The following is a 20,392-nucleotide window of genomic DNA, read 5'->3' on the forward strand; positions in this document are numbered from 1 at the left end:
CGCGCGCCTGCGGCGCGCTCCCCCGCCCCTCCCCGAGGGGAGGGGAGATTTCCGTTTTATGTCGTCCCGATCTAGCGCCGCCAGCCGTTGCGCAGCGCCACCCGTTCGAGCTCGCGGCCCAGCGCCCGCGCGGTCGAGAGCGCGGTGGTGCAGGGCGCATCGTCGGTGAGCGCGGCGTGCAGTTCGAGCCCGCCGCCGGCGATCATGTCCACCAGCAGCCCCTCGTCGCGGGTCATCCCGGCGGCGCAGCAGGGCGCGAGCAGGATCCGCCGGCGCGAGGTTCGCGCCAGTTCGAGCACCAGCGCGCGCGCCACCACCAGCAGCTTGGGAAAGCCCGGCCCGGCGGCATCCATCGCCAGCATCGCCGCGCGCGAATCCTGCAGCCCGTGCCCGGCCATCCGCCGGATCAGCACCAGCCCAAGCGTGCGCTCGCGGCGTGCGGGGAGGGGAAGGTCGAGTGTGGTCGAATCATCCGAATGGTCCATGCGATCTCCTTGCTGCCATCCTATGCTAATGCAAGTCATTCGCAAGGCATAAAGCGGCGGGCAAGAAGGGCCTGGGGATAACCCCCGCCGGGAGCACGCCTCGAACGGGTCGCCGCGGCGTCTCCGTCCCGGTCACCCTGCGACCGACCGTTCCGGCGGCATGACCGAAACCGCCCCGCCCAAACTGCCTCGCCCCTTGTCGCGCGCGCCACACACGCTACCTTGGCGGGGTGATCAAAGCTCTTTTTCCCCATGCCGCGATGACCCACGGAATTACCGTGCGCGTCGCCGCCAGTTTTCTGCCCGAACAGTCACAGCCCGAATCCGCACGCTGGTTCTGGGTCTATCACATCCGGATCGAGAACGGTTCCGACCGGACCGTGCAATTGCGCAACCGCCACTGGCGGATCACCGACGGGCGCGGCGGGGTGAGCATCGTCGATGGCGCGGGCGTGGTCGGCGAACAGCCGGTGCTCGCCCCCGGGCAGGCGCACGACTATGTCTCGGGCTGCCCGCTCGATACGCCGCACGGCTCGATGGAAGGCTTCTACACTTTCGACGCCGAGGACGGCTCCCCGCTCGAAGTGCGGATACCCTTCTTCCCGCTCGCGGCCCCCGCCACCGCGAACTGAGATCCGGACCGGCGCGGGGCTCAGTCCCCGGGTTCGACCGCCCCGATCTTGATCTTGGGTTCCAGCTCGAGGAAGTTGGCGAGGATCTCGAGATCCTTGGTCACCGGATAATTGCCCAGCGGCGCGCGGCTGGGGTCGAGCCGCAGGATCAGCCGCTTTTTCTTGCGGATCAGCGCGCTGCTGATCATCGAGACCCGCGAAGCCGCGCCCAGCCGCCGTGCCAGCTTGAACCCCAGCCCCCAGGTGACCGCCTCGCACAGATCGCTGTCGCTGGCGAGGCTGCGCAACCGGTCGGGGATGGCGCTGCGGCCCATGCTGCCGATCAGCGAGGCGCAGAGCATCGCGCGGCTGCGCGCGTCGCAGCCGATCCAGCGCTTGTCGAGCGCCCATTCGAGCGCGTGATTGTAGCGCAGATTCGGCTCGACCCGGTGCAGCGCGGCGGCCAGCTGCGCGCTCGCCAGCCGCAGCCGCTCGTTGCCTCGGCTGCGGCCCTTGCCATCGGCCAGCTCGACGCTCCACGCCGCCAGCATCGCCGCATGGGTGATCGAGGCGCCGTGCATCTCGGCGAAATCGGCGACCCCCGCCAGCAGCGGGTCCTTGGTCCGCTGCAGTTCCTCGAGCCGCGAGAACAGCAAGCCTTCGCGCAGGCCCCATGAGGAGAAGATCAGCCCCTCGGGCTGCAATTCGTCGAGCAGCGGGCGCAGCATCGCGGCGGCATCGGGAATATAGCCCGCGCGCATCGAACTGATGCCCGACATTGTCGCCAGCTTGTCGGGCGAAGCGGTCATCGCTTCGGCGGCGAGCTTGTCAGCGGTCTCGGTGTCGAGCCAATAGCCGTGCGGATCGGTCAGCGGGAAATCGTGCTTGCGCATCGCATAGGCGGCAAAGGCGCGCCAGGTGCCGCCGACCATGTAGAGCGGGCCGGGATGCGCGGCGGCCCAGCCGGCTTCGGCGATTGCAGTGCGGACGGTCTTGTCGAATTTCCTGTCCGATCCGGCGCGCAGCGCGGGCAGCCGCAGCGTGCCCAGCGGCAGGCTGGTGGCGTGATGGCTCCTGCCTTCCGCGACCGAGACCAGCTCGAGGCTGCCGCCCCCCAGATCGGCGACCACGCCCTCCGCTCCGGGGAAGGCACCGATGGTGCCCATCGCGGCGGCTTCGGCCTCGTCCTCGCCCGAGAGCAGGCGGGGTTCGAGCCCGAGATCGGCGACCTTGGCCAGAAACTCCGCGCCATTGCTTGCATCGCGCGCGGCGGCGGTGGCGACCGTCTGGACATCGCCGATATCGAGATCCTCGATCAGCAGCGCGAACCGCGCAAGCGCGCGGATCGCCTCATCCGAAGCCTCGTCGGGGATCAGTCCGGTGGTGGACAGGTCGCGGCCCAGCCGCGCGGCGACCTTCTCGTTCCAGACCACCCGCGGCGCCCGCGGCGATCCCTCGTAGATCACCAGGCGCACGGTGTTGGAGCCGATATCGATCACCGCGCTCGGGGCATGGACGAGGCGCCGCTCGCGGCGGATTTTTACGTTCTTGCTCACGCTTTGTCCTGATCCTTAAGTTTGAGCCGCGGGACCGCACCCGCTTCCAGTGCCGCGCCGCGGCCCGACAGCGAAGGGTTGCTCATGAAATACTGGTGGCAGTTGAAGCCATCGCCCCCTGCGCCGTCCCCGGCCGCGTCTTCGCGCATCCGCTCGTACTGGCCGTTGGGGCACAGCTCCCAGCTCTGCTCGGTGTCGAGCATATTGGCCAGCATCACCTGGCCCAGCACCTGATCGTGGACGGTCTTGTTGGTGATCGGCACCATCACCTCGACCCGGCGGTCGAGATTGCGGCTCATCGCATCGGCGGAGGTGATATAGACCTCCGCCTGGCGGCTGGGCAGGTCCTTGCCGTTGGCGAAGCACCAGATCCGGCTGTGTTCGAGGAACCGGCCGATGATCGATTTGACCTGGATGTTCTCCGACAGGCCGGGCAGCCCGGCGCGCAGCGAACAGATCCCGCGGATCACCATGCGGATCTCGACCCCCGCCTGGCTCGCCTCGTAGAGCTTGTCGATCATCGGGCGGTTGGTGATCGAGTTGAGCTTGACCCAGATGCCGGCGGGGCGGCCCGCGCCGGCATTGGCGATCTCGCGATCGATCAGCTCGAACAGCCGCTCGCTCAGATTGAGCGGCGAGACCGCGATCTTCTCGACCCCGGTGGGTTCGACATAGCCGGTGACGTAGTTGAACACCTTGGCGGCATCGCGCCCCAGCGCCGGATCGGCGGTGAAGAAGCTGAGGTCGGTGTAGATCTTGGCGTTGATCGGGTGGTAGTTTCCGGTCCCGAAGTGGCAATAGGTGCGGTAGCCGTCCTCCTCGCGCCGCACGACCAGGCTGATCTTGGCGTGGGTCTTGAGTTCCATGAAGCCGTAGATCACCTGCACGCCCGCGCGTTCGAGCTCGCTCGCCCAGCGGATGTTGCGCTCCTCGTCGAACCGCGCTTTGAGCTCGACCACCGCGGTCACCGCCTTGCCGTTCTGCGCGGCGTCGATCAGCGCCGCGATCACCGGCGACTGGTCGCCCGCGCGGTAGAGCGTCTGCTTGATCGAGACGACATTGGGGTCGGTCGCCGCCTGGCGCAGGAAATCGACCACCACCTCGAAGCTCTCGTAGGGGTGGTGGATCACGATGTCCTTGGCCTTGATCGCCGAGAAGCAGTCGCCGTCATGCTCGAGGATGCGTTCGGGGAAGCGCGGGCTGAACGGGGGGAATTTGAGATCGGGGCGGGGTTCGCGGCAGATCGCGCTCAATTCGCGCAGACCCAGCATCCCGTCCGACTTGACCACCATCGCGCTGTCGACGTTGAACTCCTCGCGCAGCAGCGTCTCGGCCTGCGCGTCGCAATCCTCGTCGAGCTCGAGCAGCACCGCGCGGCCGCGGCGGCGGCGTTGGATCGCGGTGCGGTAATAGCGCACCAGATCCTCGGCCTCGTCCTCGACCTCGATGTCGCTGTCGCGCAGAACCCGGAACATGCCGTCGCCCAGGATCTTGAAGCCCGGGAAGATCTCGCGCGCGAAATGGACGATCAGCTTCTCGACCGCGACATAGACCGCATGCTGGCCCGGCAGGCGGACGAAGCGCGGCGCGGCGCTGGGGATCAGCACCATCTCCATCAGCTCGAGCTTGGGCTTGGCGCGCTTGAGGCGGAACAGCGCGCCCATCCCCATGTTCTGGACGAAGGGGAAAGGATGCGCCGGATCGATCGCCTGCGGGGTGATCAGCGGCAGGATGTCGGTGGTGAAATAGGTCTCCAGCCAGGCCTGCTGGTCCTCGCCCAGTTCCGCGACATCGGCGATGAGGATGCCTTCCTCGCGCAGCAGCCCCTGCAGCCTGCGCAGGCTGGCCTGCTGGCGATCCTCCACCGCGAGCACCTGTTCGCGGATCGCCTCGAGCTGCTGGCGCGGCGAGCGGCCGTCGATCCCGGTGGTCTCGATCCCGCGCTGCATCTGGCCCTCGAGCCCGGCGATGCGGACCATGGTGAACTCGTCGAGATTGCTCGCCGAGATCGACAGGAACCGCAACCGCTCGAGCAGCGGATAGCGCGGGTTCTCGCTCTCGGCGAGGACCCGGCGGTTGAAGCTCAGCCAGCTCAGCTCGCGGTTGACGTAGCGCTCGGCGGGCGAATCATACGTCGGGATAGGCGCGATCTTCTCGGGCGCGTTCATCGCTGGGGTCGGGCTCCTCTCGTTGCGGCGGCGCTGGTAACGCTGCGCGCCGCGCCGCGCCAGCATGGCAACACAGCGGTCACGAAGCGGTTACACTAGGCGCGGGCGAGCGGGAACCCACACCCGCTTGTGCCGGCTCCCGCTTGTACTCACTGGCACCTCTGCCTAGACGGGGCGCACCATGAAGCGCACCCATCTGCCCCTCAACGCCCTGCGCGTTTACGATGCCGCCGCGCGGCACCTCAGCTTCACCCGCGCCGCGGACGAGCTCGCGGTCACCCCCGCCGCGGTCGGCCAGCAGATCCGCGCGCTCGAGGATCACCTCGGCACCGTCCTGTTCCGCCGCACCAGCAAGGGGCTCGAACTGACCGAGGAGGGCGGCGCCGGGCTCGACGCGCTGCGCGAAGGATTCCTCAAGTTCGAGGAGAGCGTCCAGGCGATGCAGGCGGGGCAGGCGAGCGACCGCTACACCATCGCCGCGCCGCGCGAATTCTACGCGCAGTGGCTCGCCCCGCGGCTCGCCGCCTTCGCCGCCGAATACCCCGATGTGCGGTTCTCCTTCGTCGCTGACGAGCTGGCCGATTTCACCGAGGCGAACCTCGATTGCGCGGTGCGGCTGGTCGACGGGCCGGGCGAGCTCGAGGGCGTGGAACTCGCCCCCGCCGCGCGCGTCACCGTCGCGAAACCGGTCGATGGGCCCGCCACCGGCAAGGGGAAGCCCCCCGAGCGCTGGATCGACTGGGGCGTCGGCCTGCCCGAGGGCGCGGAGCCGCATGTCGCGGTCTCCAACGCCGGGCAGGCGCTGTCGAGCGCGCTCGCCGGGCTGGGCCGCGCGGTGCTCCCCGAACTGCTGGTCAAGGATGCGATTGAGGACGGGCGGCTCGAAGTGCTCGAAGGGCCGGAACCGGGTCGCCGCGCCTACTGGCTGGTCGCCCCGCTCCCGCAATGGCGCACCCGCAAGGTCAAGAACCTGGTGGATTTCCTGAAGGGTTGAGGGGAGTTCAGAGCCAGCTTACGGCCTGGTGGCGGAGCACGGACCCGCAGGGTCCGCAAGGGCGACCGCCCGCCCGCAGGCCCGTCAGGGCCGAGGAAATCGCGAGCGCGGATGCGCTTGCGCAAACAAAAAACTCCCGTGCTCCGCCACCAGGCCGAACCGTTCGGCTAGGACCAGGCCGCTACTCTGGTTGTTCTTCCTCCTCCCCAGCGCCCGCATCCCCGCCCCAGTCTCCCTCCGCGAGGATCTTCGCGTTGGCGGCGCGGCGGACTTTCATGTCGTCGATGAAGGCGTCGATGCGGTCGAACACCTCCTGCTCGTCCTCCTCCTCCGCGGCGAGTTGGGCGAGCACCTCGGCGCGGATGCTTTCGTAGACCGGGTGGCCGGGCTTGAGATTATGGACCCCGTAGCGATCGGGCAGCCGGTGCTGGAGCAGGAAGCGCAGCAGCGCGTTGTCGGGCTTGTCCCACCAGCCGAGGATTTCGCCGCCCGAGACGATCGGGGTGCGCGTGCCGGTCATCGCGCGTTCGAGCGCGACATCCTCGAGCCGTCGCACCCCGCGCTCCAGCGCCGCGTCCCAGGCCTCGGAAAAGCCCTCGGCGCCGGGACGGTGGCGCAGCTTGTAGAGCGCCTCGAGACTGCGCCCGACATGCCGCGCCGCCTGCTTGACCACCCCGGTGGCGGCGAGATGCGCGATGAAGCCGCGCTGGACCTCGGGCGTGATCGACCGCGCCCGCGGCGCCGCGTGGATATAGGGGGTGAAGGAGAGCAGCGGATCGCCATCCGCAGGCAGCGGCCCGACGAAGGCGACTGCGGAAGTCGCCTGCCGCGGAATCTGCCGCAGGTTCACGGTCTGCGAAGCGTTCTGAAGGGTGGGGTCGGAGGCGGGATCGACAGGGAAGGGCGATGCGTCGTCGTCGGCGTCCGAAGGGCCGTCGGGGTAATGCGTCATAATCCAACCTCCTTGGCAAGCGCGAGAACCGAGCCGAAGGCGAGGCAAGGGCGACCGCCCGCCCGCAGGCCCGTCAGGGCCGAGGAAATCGCGAGCGCGGATGCGCTTGCGGAAAACAAACTCCCGGTGGTGGGGACTTGCGTCATAGAACGTCCTCCTAGGCAAGCGCGGGCACCGAGTTGCGAGCGCTGTTAGAGGGACGAGAGCAAAATAGAAGCGTGTAGGAAAATGGTTTTCTTCGCTCTTAGTGGTTCACTCCATGACGAGAATGAGAGGCCGTCCATCGATGCACGATCCTGAAGTGGCACATTCACTACAAGACTGCTTGCAATTCGTAATGTTTTAGATAGCCAATGCGACTGCATTACCGAAAATAAGGACAAAGTCTTGACTAAGGAAAATCATGTCGAGCGGCAATATCTAATTGAATTCAATCGAAATAAATTCGATAGTATCAATAAGGTCGTGGCACACCTGCGCTCACTAGATTACGACGTCAGTGTGGTGCCAAATCATTTGACCGCTATCGTAATAAAGAAGCGAGCTGATCAAAAGTTTTCTGAACTTAAGAATGAACTTATCGGTCTTTTGAATCCAAAAAAGGGTTCCTTAATCATAGGGTCTTCAAGTGGCAAGCAGTGGTTTTGCTCCATGAAAGGAAACAGAGCTGGCGAGCTCGTCGAAATCGAAGCGTAACTGAGCGACAGAGCGAATGGTCAAGAATGGTTAGGCAGCTTTTTTTCGATCGAATTCCCTCTGGGCTTCCATTTCCGCCACATCGTCGGAGAAATCAATGATGAGTTGGATCGGCTTAGTTTCCGAAACATCATTGTAATGGTCGACATCTTGCTTCAGTTGGAAACAATCGCTGGAAATGCCTTTGCGTCTCTGTGCGAACGATTTGACCATGAAGGCCCGCGGGGCAGAATCGATATCGGCCCACAGACTTAATTGCTGCCCGCCGCTTTGAGAGCGGATGGAATGCTTGGCGCGGTACTCGCGGCCTGCTTCGTCCACGCGCTTCTCTTGCCTTAGGCTCTCGGCAAGCGCATCCCGGCAGATCTTTCGTATGCTCCTAGGTGGAGGTACGAAACGGCTAGTCCGCAGAGCCCAATCGGCTACTTCGTCTAAATTAACGGGGCCGCTGGCAACTTCGAGTTGATACTCGTCGAAAATCGCCTGCATTTGTTCGGCAAACTTCAAGGTATTACTCCTTCGTCACTAAGCTCGAGTTCCCCCATCCATCGTATGGGAGAGATCCTAAAAGGGTACTTCTTATTTTAACCAGATGCTTTCGGAGAAAATTGTAGCGCTTCAAGCGGTTTTGAAGTCGCCCAACTACTATGGCGGGATGAACGCCATTTACACTCGCAAAACCGAGAATATCCCGTTCCGAGAAGTAAGGGTATTTCCTGAGGTAGAAAGAATTGAATTTTGCTTCATCCACTAGGAAGTTTGCCGCCTCTGCGTTCGCGATTTTCTCACAATCAGGCAGGTCATTGTCTTCATTTTGCTCAACTGTTTCGTCAAGCAACGGAGAATTTTTCCCATCACCACGGATTATGTGCTCGATCTCATGGCGAAGAACGAACCAAAAATTATCAAGACGATCATAAAGTGTGGATAGCGCGATCACAGGGGAGTCGTCGTCCAACCAAAAGCACGCACCGTCGATTTTCGCTCCAGGCAGAGTTTCGACAACTACCAGCCGAACTCCACACACTCTGAGGATTTCAGGGACCTCATTGACGCTCTCCGGTTCAATCAGAAGAGGCTTAAGCTTCGTAAGGGCGGATTCGAGCGCACCTAAGTCGAACCTTGGAGCATCAATTTTCCGGGCGAGTTTTCGAGCGCAGGCGACCCAAGCGCGTTGGCTCGGGGTGATTTCACCATAATGAGTTTTCTTGGCCGCAAACGCGTCAAGAAAGGAATTGTCGTTCGATGCACTCAACTCAAGAAAATCGGCTACCTGTATTTCGAGAAGGTCCGGGTCTAACTCCTCGATCCAACCCCTGTTCATCATCTCACGCAGCGGGAGTTCATTTTGAATCTTCCCCCGTGCGGCCACACCGGCTTCCGGTGGCTTTGCATGCTCAAGCACATAAACCGATTGGAGGTTTAAGAAGAACTGGGGCGCTACGTCCAATGCAGCGCCCAAGGCGCATGCCATGTCAGGCGACACAGCACGCTTACCGCTCAAGATGGGACTTAGCTGTTGCTCCGACATGCCGAGCACAAAAGCCAGATCGCGGTGGGTCCAGCTTCTCTCTTCCAGCTCCATCTTTATGAACTCGCCCGGATGAGGCGGCGGACCGTCGATCCTCTCAAGTATCACGCCGCCACTCCTGCACGGCTCTCGATCTGTTTGATGTTCATTTGCAGCTCCCCGTCTGCTGACGAAATAGCGACCCGCATCGTCCAATCCTCATCTATATCAATCAATCCTTCGGTCTCGGTTTGTCGAAACCGGAGGCTCTTCCAATTGCTAAGCGTAGAGACATCAGGGGCCGCCAAGATGATTCGCAATTTCATCCGAAGCGACGTGATGACTGCCACGGTCAATCCCGAAGCCTTGGCTTCACCGTTGGCGACAACCGCCGCGACCCGTTTGTCCTCTACAACACAACGCATATCACAGCCGATAATCCTAAGAGGCTCACCTGTCAATGCGCCTTAACGCAAGGCGTTTAGCCGCGCATCCGCCACCACACCTTGACCCCAACCCCGAATCCCCCTAAGCGCCCCTCCATCCAGCCATGCCCCCGCGTCCGCGCGACAGGCGGGCTGGTCAGATAGAGCTGAACATTGCCGGTCATGTCCCGGGGCCTTGTCGCCAACCAGCGCGAGGCTCCTTTCTATTGAGGCGGACCAGAAGGCGAGGCGCTCCGGACACTTCCGGAGCTGCGGAAACCTTCCGGACCCTTTGGGGCAGCCGGTAAAGTAACCCGGTGGCTTTTGCGGGCCGCGGGTGGAGTGTTTCAGGCTCGCCCAAGTTGAGCTCCCGCTTGAGGCGGGAGCCTCGGGCCGCTGGCGTTTTGCTGGCGGCATGAGGTCTCCGCCTTCGCGGAGACGCAGCAACGCCTCCGCTTTGGCGGGGCAGGGCAGCCCAGACCTTCCATCCCCGACCCGCCCGAGCCGCCAGCCCTGACTGGCACGGACCGAGCCCCTTCAGCGAAAGTGGGAACCGGTTTCGCGCCCGGAAGGGGCGTCCCCGGTCATGCACTACCGCATGACCGGAAAACGAAGGTGAAGAGAAAGAATCTATGCCGACGATCAACCAGCTGGTCCGCAAGGGCCGCGTTCCGCAGAAGGCCAAGTCCAAGGTCCCTGCGATGGAGCAGAACCCGCAGAAGCGCGGCGTTTGCACCCGTGTCTACACCACGACCCCGAAGAAGCCGAACTCGGCGCTGCGCAAGGTGGCCAAGGTTCGCCTGACCAACCAGCGCGAGGTCATCTCCTACATCCCCGGCGAGGGCCACAACCTGCAGGAGCACAGCGTCGTGCTGATCCGCGGCGGGCGTGTCCGCGATCTTCCCGGCGTGCGCTACCACGTGCTGCGCGGCGTGCTCGATACGCAGGGCGTCAAGGATCGCAAGAAGTCGCGTTCCAAGTACGGGGCCAAGCGGCCCAAATGATCCGCTAGGGGCGGATCGTTTGGGGCGTCCCCGCGCAGGCGGGGACCTCGTGCCTCAGGCTGAACGCCGCAGTTTGCAATTCGCCTCGCCGCCCGAGACCCCCGCCTTCGCGGGGGAGCAGCGAGGGAGAGAATAAGGAATTTAGCGACATGTCACGTCGTCGTCGTCCCGAAAAACGGGTCATCCTGCCCGATCCCAAGTTCGGGGATCAGACCCTGTCGAAATTCATGAACAACCTCATGCTCGACGGCAAGAAGGCCGTGGCCGAGGGGATCGTCTACACCGCGCTCTCCGTGGTCGAGGAAAAGGCAAAGGCCAATCCGATCGAGCTGTTCCACACCGCGCTCGAGAACGTGAAGCCGCAGGTCGAGGTGCGTTCGCGCCGCGTCGGCGGTGCCACCTATCAGGTGCCGGTCGAGGTGCGCCCCGAGCGCGCCCAGGCGCTCGCGATGCGCTGGGTCATCTCCGCCGCGCGCGGCCGCCCCGAGACCACCATGTCGGCGCGCCTCTCGGGCGAGCTGATGGATGCCGCCAACAACCGCGGCAACGCGGTCAAGAAGCGCGAAGACGCCCACCGCATGGCGGACGCCAACCGCGCCTTCTCGCACTACCGCTGGTAGTGCAGGCCTGAAGGCCGGCCCCCGCGTTCGCTTCGTGCTTGGCTCAGGCATGGCACGGGTGGACGCGGGGCGGTCTTCATAAGGTCACACGAAGCACCATATGGGGGGCGACCCGTCCCGGGGCCCCTACACGAACGAGGAATTCCACATGGCCCGCGAGTATCCGCTCGAGCGTTACCGCAACATCGGCATCATGGCGCACATCGATGCCGGCAAGACCACCACGACCGAACGCATCCTCTATTACACCGGCAAGTCCTACAAGATCGGCGAAGTCCATGACGGCGCCGCGACCATGGACTGGATGGAGCAGGAGCAGGAACGCGGGATCACCATCACCTCGGCCGCGACGACCACCTTCTGGGCGGCCGAAGACGGCAAGGGCCCCAAGCACCGCATCAACATCATCGACACCCCCGGGCACGTCGACTTCACCATCGAAGTCGAGCGGTCCTTGCGCGTGCTCGACGGCGCGGTCGCGGTCTTCGACGGCGTCGCGGGCGTGGAACCCCAGTCCGAAACCGTCTGGCGCCAGGCCGACAAATACGGCGTCCCGCGCATGTGCTTCATCAACAAGCTCGACCGCACCGGCGCCGATTTCTACTATTGCGTTCAGTCGATCATCGACCGCCTCGGCGCGGTGCCGCTGGTGCTCTACCTGCCGATCGGCATGGAAGGCGGCCTCAAGGGCGTCGTCGATCTGGTCAACAACCGCGGCATCGTCTGGGAAGACGAGAGCCTCGGCGCCGAGTTCAACTATGTCGACATCCCCGAGGATCTGGCCGACAAGGCCGCGGAATACCGCGAGGCGCTGATCGAGCTGGTCGTCGACCAGGACGACGCGGTGATGGAAGCCTATCTCGAGGGCGAGATCCCCGATGTCGCCACGATCAAGAAGCTGATCCGCAAGGGTACGCTGGCGCGCGCCTTCGTTCCCGTGGTCTGCGGCTCGGCGTTCAAGAACAAGGGCGTGCAGCCCCTGCTCGACGCGGTGGTGGACTACATGCCGTCGCCGACCGACGTTCCCGCGATCGAGGGTATCATCCCCGACACCGAGGAACCCGCAAGCCGCGCGTCCTCCGACGACGCGCCCTTCAGCGCGCTGGCGTTCAAGATCATGAACGATCCCTTCGTCGGCTCGCTCACCTTCACCCGCATCTATTCGGGCAAGCTGGTCAAGGGCCAGGTGCTCAACTCGGTGAAGGACAAGAAGGAAAAGATCGGCCGCATGCTGCTGATGCACTCGAACAACCGCGAGGACATCGATGAGGCGTTCGCGGGCGACATCGTCGCCATCGCCGGGATGAAGGACACCACCACCGGCGATACGCTGTGCGATACGGCGAACCCGATCATTCTCGAGCGGATGGAATTCCCCGAGCCGGTCATCGAACTGTCGGTGGAACCCAAGACCAAGGCCGACCAGGAAAAGATGGGCGTCGCGCTCAATCGCCTGGCTGCCGAGGATCCCTCGTTCCGCGTCTCGACCGATCACGAATCGGGCCAGACGATCATCAAGGGCATGGGCGAGCTTCACCTCGACATCCTGGTCGACCGGATGAAGCGCGAGTTCAAGGTCGAGGCCAATGTCGGCGCGCCGCAGGTGGCCTACCGTGAATCGCTCGGACGTACGATCGACGTCGATTACACCCACAAGAAGCAGTCCGGCGGTACGGGCCAGTTTGCCCGTGCCAAGGCGACCTTCACCCCGGGTGAGCGCGGTCAGGGCATCGTGTTCGAGGACAGCATCAAGGGCGGCAATATTCCCAAGGAATATATCCCGTCGCTCGAGAAGGGGATCCGCGAGCAGGCTGCAAGCGGCTATCTGATCGGCTTCCCGATCATCGATTTCACCGTCCATCTGACCGACGGCGCCTATCACGATGTCGACTCCTCGACCGTGGCGTTCGAGATCTGCGGCAAGGGTGCGATGCGCGAAGCCGCCGAACGTGGCGGGATCAAGCTGCTCGAGCCGGTGATGAAGGTTGAAGTCATCACTCCGGACGATTATCTTGGCGACGTTATCGGCGATCTCAATTCGCGCCGTGGCCAGATCCAGGGCACCGACACGCGCGGCAATGCCCAGGCAGTGGAAGCCATGGTGCCTCTCGCCAACATGTTCGGTTACGTGAACGAGCTGCGTTCGTTCAGCCAGGGCCGGGCAAACTACTCGATGCAGTTCTCTCATTACGAAGAAGTGCCGGCGAGCGTTGCGCAGGACGTCAAGGAGAAGCTTGCCTAACCGCAAGCGAGCGTTTAGGGGCGGCGCCTGTTTCGGCGGGTGCCGCATTTCCCCGCACAGATTCAATTTTTGAACAGAGGTTAGAGTAAAATGGCGAAGGAAAAATTCCAGCGGAACAAGCCGCATTGCAACATCGGCACCATCGGTCACGTCGATCACGGCAAGACCACGCTGACTGCGGCGATCACCAAGGTCATGGCCGAAACATTCGGCGGTGCAGCGGTCGATTTCGCGAACATCGACAAGGCTCCCGAAGAGCGCGAGCGCGGCATCACCATCTCGACGGCGCACGTCGAGTATGAAACCGAGAAGCGCCACTACGCGCACGTCGATTGCCCGGGCCACGCCGACTATGTGAAGAACATGATCACCGGTGCGGCGCAGATGGACGGCGCCATCCTGGTGGTGAACGCCGCCGACGGCCCCATGCCCCAGACCCGCGAGCACATCCTGCTCGCCCGTCAGGTCGGCGTGCCGCAGCTGGTGGTCTACCTCAACAAGGTCGACCAGGTCGACGACGAGGAACTGCTCGAACTGGTCGAACTCGAAGTCCGCGAACTGCTCTCGGCCTATGATTTCGACGGCGACAACATTCCGATCGTCAAGGGTTCGGCCCTGGCCGCTCTCGAAGGTCGCGACGAGGAAATCGGCGAGAAGTCGATCAAGGCACTGATGGAAGCGGTCGATTCCTACATCCCGCAGCCCGAGCGTCCGGTCGACAAGCCCTTCCTGATGCCGATCGAGGACGTGTTCTCGATCTCGGGTCGCGGCACGGTCGTCACCGGCCGTATCGAGACCGGTATCGTGAACGTCGGCGACGAATGCGAAATCGTCGGCATCAAGGATACGACCAAGACGGTCGTCACCGGTGTCGAGATGTTCCGCAAGCTGCTCGATCGCGGTGAAGCCGGCGACAACGTCGGTGCCCTGATCCGCGGTATCGCGCGTGAAGATGTCGAGCGTGGCCAGGTTCTGGCCAAGCCCGGTTCGGTCAACCCGCACACCGAGTTCAGCGCCGAGGTCTACGTGCTGTCGAAGGACGAGGGCGGCCGTCACACGCCGTTCTTCGCCAACTACCGCCCGCAGTTCTACTTCCGCACCACCGACGTCACCGGCGAAGTGATACTTCCCGAGGGCACCGAGATGGTGATGCCTGGGGATAACGTGACGATCGGCGTCAAGCTGATCGCTCCCATCGCCATGGACGAAGGCCTGCGTTTCGCCATCCGTGAAGGTGGCCGGACCGTCGGTTCTGGGGTTGTCAGCGACATCACGAAGTAATATAGAGCGCGCGTCGCGACGGGAGATTCGTCTCCCCCGGCGCGCGCTTTAAAGTTTGAGGAGGGCCGCCCCTCACCGGTTTATCGGTTGGGTGGGGCGGTTCTCTTTTTTTGGAGGTCTCCGGGCTTCCTTGGCTCTTTCGCATCGGTATAGGTAATGGAAGCTCAGAATATCCGCATTCGCCTCAAGGCGTTCGACCACCGCGTTCTCGACCAGGCAACTGGCGAAATCGCCGAAACCGCACGTCGTACGGGTGCTCTTATTCGTGGCCCCATTCCCATGCCGACGCGTATCGAGAAGTTCACCGTGAACCGCGGCCCGCACATCGACAAGAAGTCGCGCGAGCAGTTCGAGGTGCGCACCTACAAGCGACTGCTGGACATTGTGCAGCCGAACGCCCAGACGGTCGACGCGCTGATGAAGCTCGATCTCGCTGCCGGCGTCAACGTCGAAATCAAGCTCGCGTAAACCGCAGGTTTGCATGAGCGCAGCCCCCGCGCAGGCGGGGGTCTCGGTCCTCCCGGTCGGACGTTAAAGGGCCGGAACAGTTTTGCAGGTCGCACCAAGCGGCCTGAGGTCCCCGCCTTCGCGGGGACTCGGATAAGGGATACCGCCGGATTTATCCGGGTCTGCGTCCCCCGTCTCGCTCCCACGGCCACCTGGCCCGACGGAGCACTCGGCCCGGACGGGGCTCGCATCGCATTTATGGGCTGAATTGGACCTCCGGGGTTGAACCCGGTTGTTCGCAAGCACCCGGATGGGCCGGGTGCCTCTGTTTAGGAGTTCTGACGATGCGCACAGGCGTTATCGCGAAAAAAGTCGGGATGACCCGCCTCTTCCAGGAGGACGGTCGGCACGTGCCGGTTACCGTTCTGTCGCTGGAAGGTTGCCAGGTTACATTGCATCGCACCGCCGATCGTGACGGCTATTTTGCCGTCCAGCTCGGTGCCGGCGATGCCAAGCACAAGAACGTCAACAAGCCGCAGCGCGAAGCATTCGCCAAGGCCGAAGTCGGGCTCAAGATGAAAGTCGCCGAATTCCGCGTCGACGGCGAAGACGCTCTTCTGCCGGTCGGTGCGCGGATTTCCGCCGAGCATTTCATTGCCGGCCAGAAGGTCGACATCACCGGTCACACGCAGGGCAAGGGCTTTGCCGGCGCCATGAAGCGTTGGAACTTCGGCGGTCTTCGTGCCACCCACGGCGTCTCGCTCTCGCACCGTTCACACGGTTCGACGGGTCAGCGCCAGGATCCGGGCAAGGTGTTCAAGGGCAAGAAGATGGCCGGCCACATGGGCGACCGTCAGCGCACCCAGCAGAACCTCGAAATCGTGCGTACCGACGCCGAACGCGGCCTGCTCTTCGTCAAGGGCTCGGTCCCGGGCGCGAAGAACGGCTGGATGCTGGTTCGCGACTCGGTCAAGATCAAGCATTCCGAAGATCTGCCGTTCCCCGGTGTGATGTTCCGTAATCAGGACGAGTTCGCTCACGAGGAGGCCGATGCCGGCCTGATCGAAAGCAGCGCCGATCACGCAGTCAACCCCGAGGTTTCGGTCGAGCAGCAGGAAAAGCTGATGGACCAGCAGCAGGCCGGCGCCGATGCCGAGCCGGGTGCTGACGAAGAACACACCAGCACAACGCCGAGCGCCGACAAGGCCGATGGCGAGAACAAGGAGGGCTGACCCATGAAGGTGAAGGTCCAGAATATCGACGGCAAGGCGTCGGGCGATATCGAACTCGACGATACCGTGTTCGGGGTCGAGCCGCGTGCCGACATCCTGCACCGGGTCGTCACCTGGCAGCTCGAGAACCGTCGCGGCACCGCCCGCGCGGCGCGCGAGCGGTCGGATGTCAACCGCACGGGCAAGAAGTTCGTCCGCCAGAAGGGCACCGGCGGCGCCCGTCACGGCGATCGCGCTGCACCGATCTTCATCGGCGGCGGCAAGGCCCATGGCCCGCGTCGGCGTGAGTTCGAGCAGTCGCTCAACAAGAAGGTCCGCGCGCTCGGTCTCAAGATGGCGCTGTCGAGCAAGGCCAAGGACGGCCTGATCATCCTCGACAGCCTCGATCTGAGCGAAGCCAAGACCAAGGCGCTCAAGGGCCAGTTCGACAAGAACGGCTGGAGCGGCAAGGTCCTGTTTATCGACGGCGAGACCGTCAACGACGGCTTCCAGAAGGCTGCGCGCAACCTGCCGGGGATCAACATGCTCCCCGCAGTCGGCGCCAATGTCTACGACATCCTGAAGCACGACACGCTGATCCTCACCAAGGATGCGGTTGCAAAGCTGGAGGCCCGGTTCAATGGCTAAGAAGCAGGAAGTGGACGCGCGTCACTACGACGTGATTCTCGCGCCCCACATCACCGAAAAGTCGACGATGGCGTCCGAGCACAATGCGGTCGTCTTCAAGGTCGCGAACGATGCCACGAAGCCGCAGATCAAAGAAGCGGTCCAGGCGATCTACGACAAGAAAGTCGTGGGCGTGAACACCATCGTGACCAAGGGCAAGACCAAACGCTGGAAGGGCAGGCCCTACAAGCGTTCCGACGTGAAGAAGGCGATCGTCACCCTCGCCGAGGGTGAAATGATCGACATCACGAGCGGTATCTGAGGGGCTAGGAACCAATGGCACTCAAGAATTACAAACCGACGAGCCCCGCACGCCGTGGCTTGATCCTGGTCGACAAGTCGGGGCTCCACAAGGGCGGCCCGATCAAGTCTCTGACCGAGGGCAAGCACAAGACGGGCGGCCGCAACAACAAGGGTCATGTGACCTCGCGCGGTATCGCGGGCGGTCACAAGCAGCGCTACCGCTTTATCGACTTCAAACGTCGCAAGTGGGACGTCGAGGGCACCGTGGAGCGGATCGAATACGATCCCAACCGCACTGCCTTCATCGCGCTGATCAAGTATACCGACGATGAACTGGCCTATATCATTGCGCCGCAGCGGCTTGCCGTCGGCGACAAGGTGATTGCCGGCGAACGCGTCGACACCAAGCCGGGCAACGCGATGCTGCTGGGCCAGATGCCGGTCGGCACCATCTGCCACAATGTGGAGATGAAGCCGGAAAAGGGCGGGCAGATCGCCCGTTCCGCCGGTGCCTATGTCCAGCTGGTCGGCCGCGATCGCGGCATGGTCATCGTCAGGCTCAATTCAGGCGAGCAGCGTTATCTGCGTGCGGACTGCATGGGCACCGTCGGTGCCGTGTCCAACCCGGACAACCAGAACCAGAATTTCGGCAAGGCCGGACGCACCCGCTGGAAGGGCCGTCGCCCGCTGACCCGTGGCGTCGCCAAGAACCCGGTCGATCACCCGCACGGCGGCGGCGAAGGCCGCACCAGCGGTGGCCGTCATCCGGTCACCCCGTGGGGCAAGCCCACCAAGGGCGCCCGTACCCGCAACAACAAGCAGACGGACAAAATGATCATCCGTTCGCGCCACGCCAAGAAGAAGAGGTAAGGACCAATGGCTCGTTCCGTCTGGAAAGGTCCGTTCGTCGAACTCAGCCTTTTGAAAAAGGCCGAAGACGCGCAGGACAGCAGTGGCTCCAAGCCCATCAAGACCTGGTCGCGTCGTTCGACGATCCTGCCGCAGTTCGTCGGTCTGACGTTCAGCGTCTACAATGGCCACAAGTTCATCCCGGTCTCCGTCTCGGAAGAGATGGTCGGCCACAAGCTCGGCGAATTCTCGCCGACGCGGACATTTCCGGGGCATGCCTCGGATAAGAAGGGTAAGCGCTGATGGGCAAGGCTAAGTCTCCCCGCCGCGTGGCCGACAACGAGGCTCTCGCGGTCGGCACCACCATTCGTGGTTCCGCGCAGAAGCTGAACCTTGTCGCGGAGCTGATCCGCGGCAAGAAGGCCGAAGAGGCGCTGAACATCCTCGCTTTCTCCAAGAAGGCGATGGCCCGTGATGCCAGTAAGGTGCTCGCTTCGGCGATCGCCAATGCGGAAAACAATCACGATCTCGACGTCGATGCGCTGGTGGTTGCGGAAGCTTCCGTGGGCAAGTCGATCACCATGAAGCGTTTCCACACGCGCGGCCGTGGCAAGTCCACCCGCATCCTGAAGCCGTTCAGCAAGCTGCGGATAGTGGTGCGCGAAGAGGAAGAGGCGTAAGATGGGCCAGAAGAGCAATCCGATCGGTCTGCGTCTGCAGATCAACCGCACCTGGGACAGCCGCTGGTACGCCGAAGGGCGTAACTATGCGCAGCTGCTCAAGGAAGACATCGAGATCCGCAAGTTCATCATGAACTCGCTGCCGCAGGCCGCGATTTCCAAGGTGGTGATCGAGCGTCCGGCCAAGCTGTGCCGCATCTCGATCTACGCTGCCCGCCCCGGTGTTATCATCGGCAAGAAGGGCGCGGATATCGAGAAGCTGCGCGTCAAGCTGGCTTCGATGACCGCAAGCGACGTCAAGCTCAACATCGTCGAGATCCGCAAGCCGGAAGTCGATGCCAAGCTCGTCGCTCAGGGCATCGCCGATCAGCTGATCCGCCGTATCGCCTTCCGCCGTGCGATGAAGCGCGCGATGCAGTCCGCCATGCGTCTGGGTGCCGAAGGCATCAAGATCGTCTGCGGCGGCCGTCTTGGCGGCGCCGAAATCGCCCGCGTCGAACAGTATCGCGAAGGCCGTGTGCCGCTGCACACGCTGCGCGCCAACATCGATTACGGCGAAGCCGAGGCGCTGACCGCCTATGGCATCATCGGCATCAAGGTGTGGGTCTTCAAGGGCGAGATCCTCGGCCACGACCCGACCGCGCAGGACCGTCTGATGATGGAATCGCAGACCTCCGGCGTGCGACCGGCTCGCTGATTGCAGGATAGGTAGAAAAAATGCTGCAACCGAAAAAAACCAAGTTCCGCAAGGCCTTCAAAGGCCGGATCAAGGGCGAAGCCAAGGGTGGCACCACCCTCAACTTCGGCTCCTATGGCCTCAAGGCCCTGGAACCCGAGCGTATCACCGCGCGCCAGATCGAGGCCGCGCGTCGTGCGATCACGCGCCACATCAAGCGTCAGGGACGCTTGTGGATCCGCGTGTTCCCCGATGTGCCCGTGTCGAAAAAGCCTGCCGAAGTGCGTCAGGGTAAGGGCAAGGGTTCGGTCGAATATTGGGCCGCCCGCGTTAAGCCGGGCCGGATCCTGTTCGAACTCGACGGCGTTGCCGGCCCGCTGGCCGCCGAAGCCTTCGAACGCGCAGCGATGAAGCTGCCGATCAAGACGAAGGTTATCGCCCGCTTTGGCGACACCTCGCACCTGGGAGGCGAATGATGGCCCAGAATTCGACCAAGACCGACGATCTGCGCCAGAAGAGCGACGATCAGCTTTCGGACGAACTGACCACGCTCAAGCGCGAGCAGTTCAACCTGCGGTTTCAGGCTGCCACCAACCAGCTCGAAGCGCCGGCGCGTATCCGCGAAGTCCGTCGCGCGATCGCGAAGATCAAGACGCTTCAGACCGAGCGCTCCAAGCGTTCCGCTGCTGACGCCAAAGCGAAAGCCTGAGGAGTAGACCATGCCCAAACGTATCCTGATCGGGACCGTCACTTCCGACAAAACCGACAAGACCGTGACCGTGAAGGTCGAACGCAAGGTGAAGCACCCGCTCTACGGGAAGATCATCCGTCGTTCGAAGAAGTATCACGCTCACGACGAAGCGAATGAATACACGCTCGGCGACGTCGTCCGTATCGAGGAGACGAAGCCGATTTCGAAGACCAAGACCTGGCTTGTGAAGGATCGCGTAACCGCGGGCGGCACTCAGGCGGTCGAGGCGAACCTCGAGTCCGAGGCCGCCGGTAACTGACGTTTTAGGAACTGCCGGACTGGTTCCGGCAAGCCAATGAGAAGG

Annotated in this window: 27 protein-coding genes; 18 read left to right on the forward strand and 9 right to left on the reverse strand. The window is 63.3% G+C overall.

The genetic code is table 11. The features are described 5' to 3' along the window. Positions 1–71: 71 nt before the first annotated feature. On the reverse strand, positions 72–485 hold the full coding sequence (locus ACQ5J0_RS10595; protein ID WP_462567451.1) for a DUF6628 family protein: 414 nt from the start codon (positions 483–485) through the stop codon (positions 72–74). A gap of 233 nt (positions 486–718) precedes the next feature. Between ACQ5J0_RS10595 and apaG the strand changes: the two genes are divergently transcribed. Further along, the gene (apaG, locus tag ACQ5J0_RS10600) at positions 719–1,117 is read left to right on the forward strand and encodes a Co2+/Mg2+ efflux protein ApaG (RefSeq protein ID WP_462570098.1); all 399 of its coding nucleotides are present in this window, start codon (positions 719–721) and stop codon (positions 1,115–1,117) included. 20 nt (positions 1,118–1,137) lie between these two features. On the opposite strand, the gene ACQ5J0_RS10605 is transcribed toward apaG, so the two are convergent. Together ACQ5J0_RS10605 and ACQ5J0_RS10610 are read right to left on the reverse strand one after the other, a co-directional pair. Then, positions 1,138–2,652: a Ppx/GppA phosphatase family protein gene (locus ACQ5J0_RS10605; protein WP_462567452.1), complete on the reverse strand. Its 1,515-nt coding sequence runs from the start codon at positions 2,650–2,652 to the stop codon at positions 1,138–1,140. After that, positions 2,649–4,820, reverse strand: a complete 2,172-nt coding sequence (locus ACQ5J0_RS10610) for an RNA degradosome polyphosphate kinase (protein ID WP_462567453.1) — start codon at positions 4,818–4,820, stop codon at positions 2,649–2,651. The genes ACQ5J0_RS10605 and ACQ5J0_RS10610 overlap by 4 nt, the downstream gene beginning before the upstream one ends. A gap of 181 nt (positions 4,821–5,001) precedes the next feature. Between ACQ5J0_RS10610 and ACQ5J0_RS10615 the strand changes: the two genes are divergently transcribed. Further along, positions 5,002–5,814 (forward strand): LysR substrate-binding domain-containing protein, encoded by an 813-nt coding sequence (locus ACQ5J0_RS10615; protein WP_462567454.1) that lies wholly within the window; start codon positions 5,002–5,004, stop codon positions 5,812–5,814. Between the two features lie 181 nt (positions 5,815–5,995). On the opposite strand, the gene ACQ5J0_RS10620 is transcribed toward ACQ5J0_RS10615, so the two are convergent. After that, positions 5,996–6,766: a hypothetical protein gene (locus tag ACQ5J0_RS10620; protein ID WP_462567455.1), complete on the reverse strand. Its 771-nt coding sequence runs from the start codon at positions 6,764–6,766 to the stop codon at positions 5,996–5,998. Beyond that, positions 6,763–6,912: a hypothetical protein gene (locus tag ACQ5J0_RS10625; RefSeq protein WP_462567456.1), complete on the reverse strand. Its 150-nt coding sequence runs from the start codon at positions 6,910–6,912 to the stop codon at positions 6,763–6,765. Before ACQ5J0_RS10625 ends, ACQ5J0_RS10620 begins: the two co-directional genes overlap by 4 nt. Before the next feature lie 241 nt (positions 6,913–7,153). On the opposite strand from ACQ5J0_RS10625, the gene ACQ5J0_RS10630 reads away from it, so the two are divergent. After that, entirely contained in the window at positions 7,154–7,462 is a 309-nt protein-coding gene (locus tag ACQ5J0_RS10630) for a hypothetical protein (RefSeq protein ID WP_462567457.1), read from the forward strand. Between the two features lie 30 nt (positions 7,463–7,492). Here the strand turns inward: ACQ5J0_RS10630 and ACQ5J0_RS10635 are convergent, their stop codons facing one another. The 4 genes from ACQ5J0_RS10635 to ACQ5J0_RS10650 are packed head-to-tail and all read right to left on the reverse strand — an operon-like array spanning position 7,493 to position 9,582. Further along, positions 7,493–7,969, reverse strand: coding sequence for a hypothetical protein (locus ACQ5J0_RS10635; protein ID WP_462567458.1), 477 nt, complete (start codon positions 7,967–7,969; stop codon positions 7,493–7,495). Between the two features lie 4 nt (positions 7,970–7,973). Continuing rightward, positions 7,974–9,101 carry a HigA family addiction module antitoxin gene (locus tag ACQ5J0_RS10640; RefSeq protein WP_462567459.1) on the reverse strand — a complete coding sequence of 376 codons (1,128 nt, stop codon included), beginning with the start codon at positions 9,099–9,101 and terminating at the stop codon, positions 7,974–7,976. Further along, positions 9,098–9,397 (reverse strand): hypothetical protein, encoded by a 300-nt coding sequence (locus ACQ5J0_RS10645; protein WP_462567460.1) that lies wholly within the window; start codon positions 9,395–9,397, stop codon positions 9,098–9,100. Before ACQ5J0_RS10645 ends, ACQ5J0_RS10640 begins: the two co-directional genes overlap by 4 nt. A 56-nt stretch (positions 9,398–9,453) precedes the next feature. Next, entirely contained in the window at positions 9,454–9,582 is a 129-nt protein-coding gene (locus ACQ5J0_RS10650; RefSeq protein WP_462567461.1) for a hypothetical protein, read from the reverse strand. 447 nt (positions 9,583–10,029) lie between these two features. Between ACQ5J0_RS10650 and rpsL the strand changes: the two genes are divergently transcribed. The 15 genes from rpsL (at position 10,030) to rpsQ (ending at position 20,347) form a co-directional block, all read left to right on the forward strand. After that, positions 10,030–10,401, forward strand: a complete 372-nt coding sequence (gene rpsL, locus ACQ5J0_RS10655; protein ID WP_324827010.1) for a 30S ribosomal protein S12 — start codon at positions 10,030–10,032, stop codon at positions 10,399–10,401. A 149-nt stretch (positions 10,402–10,550) separates the two neighbouring features. Further along, entirely contained in the window at positions 10,551–11,021 is a 471-nt protein-coding gene (rpsG, locus tag ACQ5J0_RS10660) for a 30S ribosomal protein S7 (RefSeq protein WP_462567462.1), read from the forward strand. 148 nt (positions 11,022–11,169) lie between these two features. Next, positions 11,170–13,263 (forward strand): elongation factor G, encoded by a 2,094-nt coding sequence (gene fusA, locus ACQ5J0_RS10665; protein ID WP_462567463.1) that lies wholly within the window; start codon positions 11,170–11,172, stop codon positions 13,261–13,263. Between the two features lie 90 nt (positions 13,264–13,353). Continuing rightward, entirely contained in the window at positions 13,354–14,544 is a 1,191-nt protein-coding gene (gene tuf / locus ACQ5J0_RS10670) for an elongation factor Tu (RefSeq protein ID WP_462567464.1), read from the forward strand. A gap of 156 nt (positions 14,545–14,700) precedes the next feature. Then, positions 14,701–15,012, forward strand: coding sequence for a 30S ribosomal protein S10 (rpsJ, locus tag ACQ5J0_RS10675; RefSeq protein ID WP_061924928.1), 312 nt, complete (start codon positions 14,701–14,703; stop codon positions 15,010–15,012). Positions 15,013–15,335: 323 nt separating this feature from the next. Then, entirely contained in the window at positions 15,336–16,223 is an 888-nt protein-coding gene (gene rplC / locus ACQ5J0_RS10680; protein ID WP_462567465.1) for a 50S ribosomal protein L3, read from the forward strand. 3 nt (positions 16,224–16,226) lie between these two features. Continuing rightward, a complete protein-coding gene (gene rplD, locus ACQ5J0_RS10685; RefSeq protein WP_462567466.1) occupies positions 16,227–16,850 on the forward strand; it encodes a 50S ribosomal protein L4 in 624 nt (207 codons plus the stop codon). Further along, entirely contained in the window at positions 16,843–17,151 is a 309-nt protein-coding gene (locus tag ACQ5J0_RS10690; protein WP_462567467.1) for a 50S ribosomal protein L23, read from the forward strand. The genes rplD and ACQ5J0_RS10690 overlap by 8 nt, the downstream gene beginning before the upstream one ends. 14 nt (positions 17,152–17,165) lie before the next feature. Next, complete coding sequence (rplB, locus tag ACQ5J0_RS10695; protein ID WP_462567468.1) at positions 17,166–18,002, forward strand: 50S ribosomal protein L2; 837 nt, start codon at positions 17,166–17,168, stop codon at positions 18,000–18,002. A 6-nt stretch (positions 18,003–18,008) separates the two neighbouring features. Then, positions 18,009–18,284, forward strand: a complete 276-nt coding sequence (gene rpsS, locus ACQ5J0_RS10700) for a 30S ribosomal protein S19 (RefSeq protein WP_454597135.1) — start codon at positions 18,009–18,011, stop codon at positions 18,282–18,284. Next, entirely contained in the window at positions 18,284–18,661 is a 378-nt protein-coding gene (gene rplV / locus ACQ5J0_RS10705; RefSeq protein ID WP_305929860.1) for a 50S ribosomal protein L22, read from the forward strand. Before rpsS ends, rplV begins: the two co-directional genes overlap by 1 nt. A gap of 1 nt (position 18,662) precedes the next feature. Then, entirely contained in the window at positions 18,663–19,358 is a 696-nt protein-coding gene (gene rpsC, locus ACQ5J0_RS10710; protein WP_462567469.1) for a 30S ribosomal protein S3, read from the forward strand. Between the two features lie 20 nt (positions 19,359–19,378). Beyond that, positions 19,379–19,813 carry a 50S ribosomal protein L16 gene (gene rplP / locus ACQ5J0_RS10715; RefSeq protein WP_067608527.1) on the forward strand — a complete coding sequence of 145 codons (435 nt, stop codon included), beginning with the start codon at positions 19,379–19,381 and terminating at the stop codon, positions 19,811–19,813. Continuing rightward, positions 19,813–20,046, forward strand: a complete 234-nt coding sequence (gene rpmC, locus ACQ5J0_RS10720; protein WP_462567470.1) for a 50S ribosomal protein L29 — start codon at positions 19,813–19,815, stop codon at positions 20,044–20,046. The genes rplP and rpmC overlap by 1 nt, the downstream gene beginning before the upstream one ends. A 10-nt stretch (positions 20,047–20,056) precedes the next feature. Then, positions 20,057–20,347, forward strand: coding sequence for a 30S ribosomal protein S17 (rpsQ, locus tag ACQ5J0_RS10725; protein ID WP_462567471.1), 291 nt, complete (start codon positions 20,057–20,059; stop codon positions 20,345–20,347). Positions 20,348–20,392: the final 45 nt, after the last annotated feature.

The sequence above is a fragment of the Qipengyuania sp. SM2512 genome, from assembly GCF_054954005.1.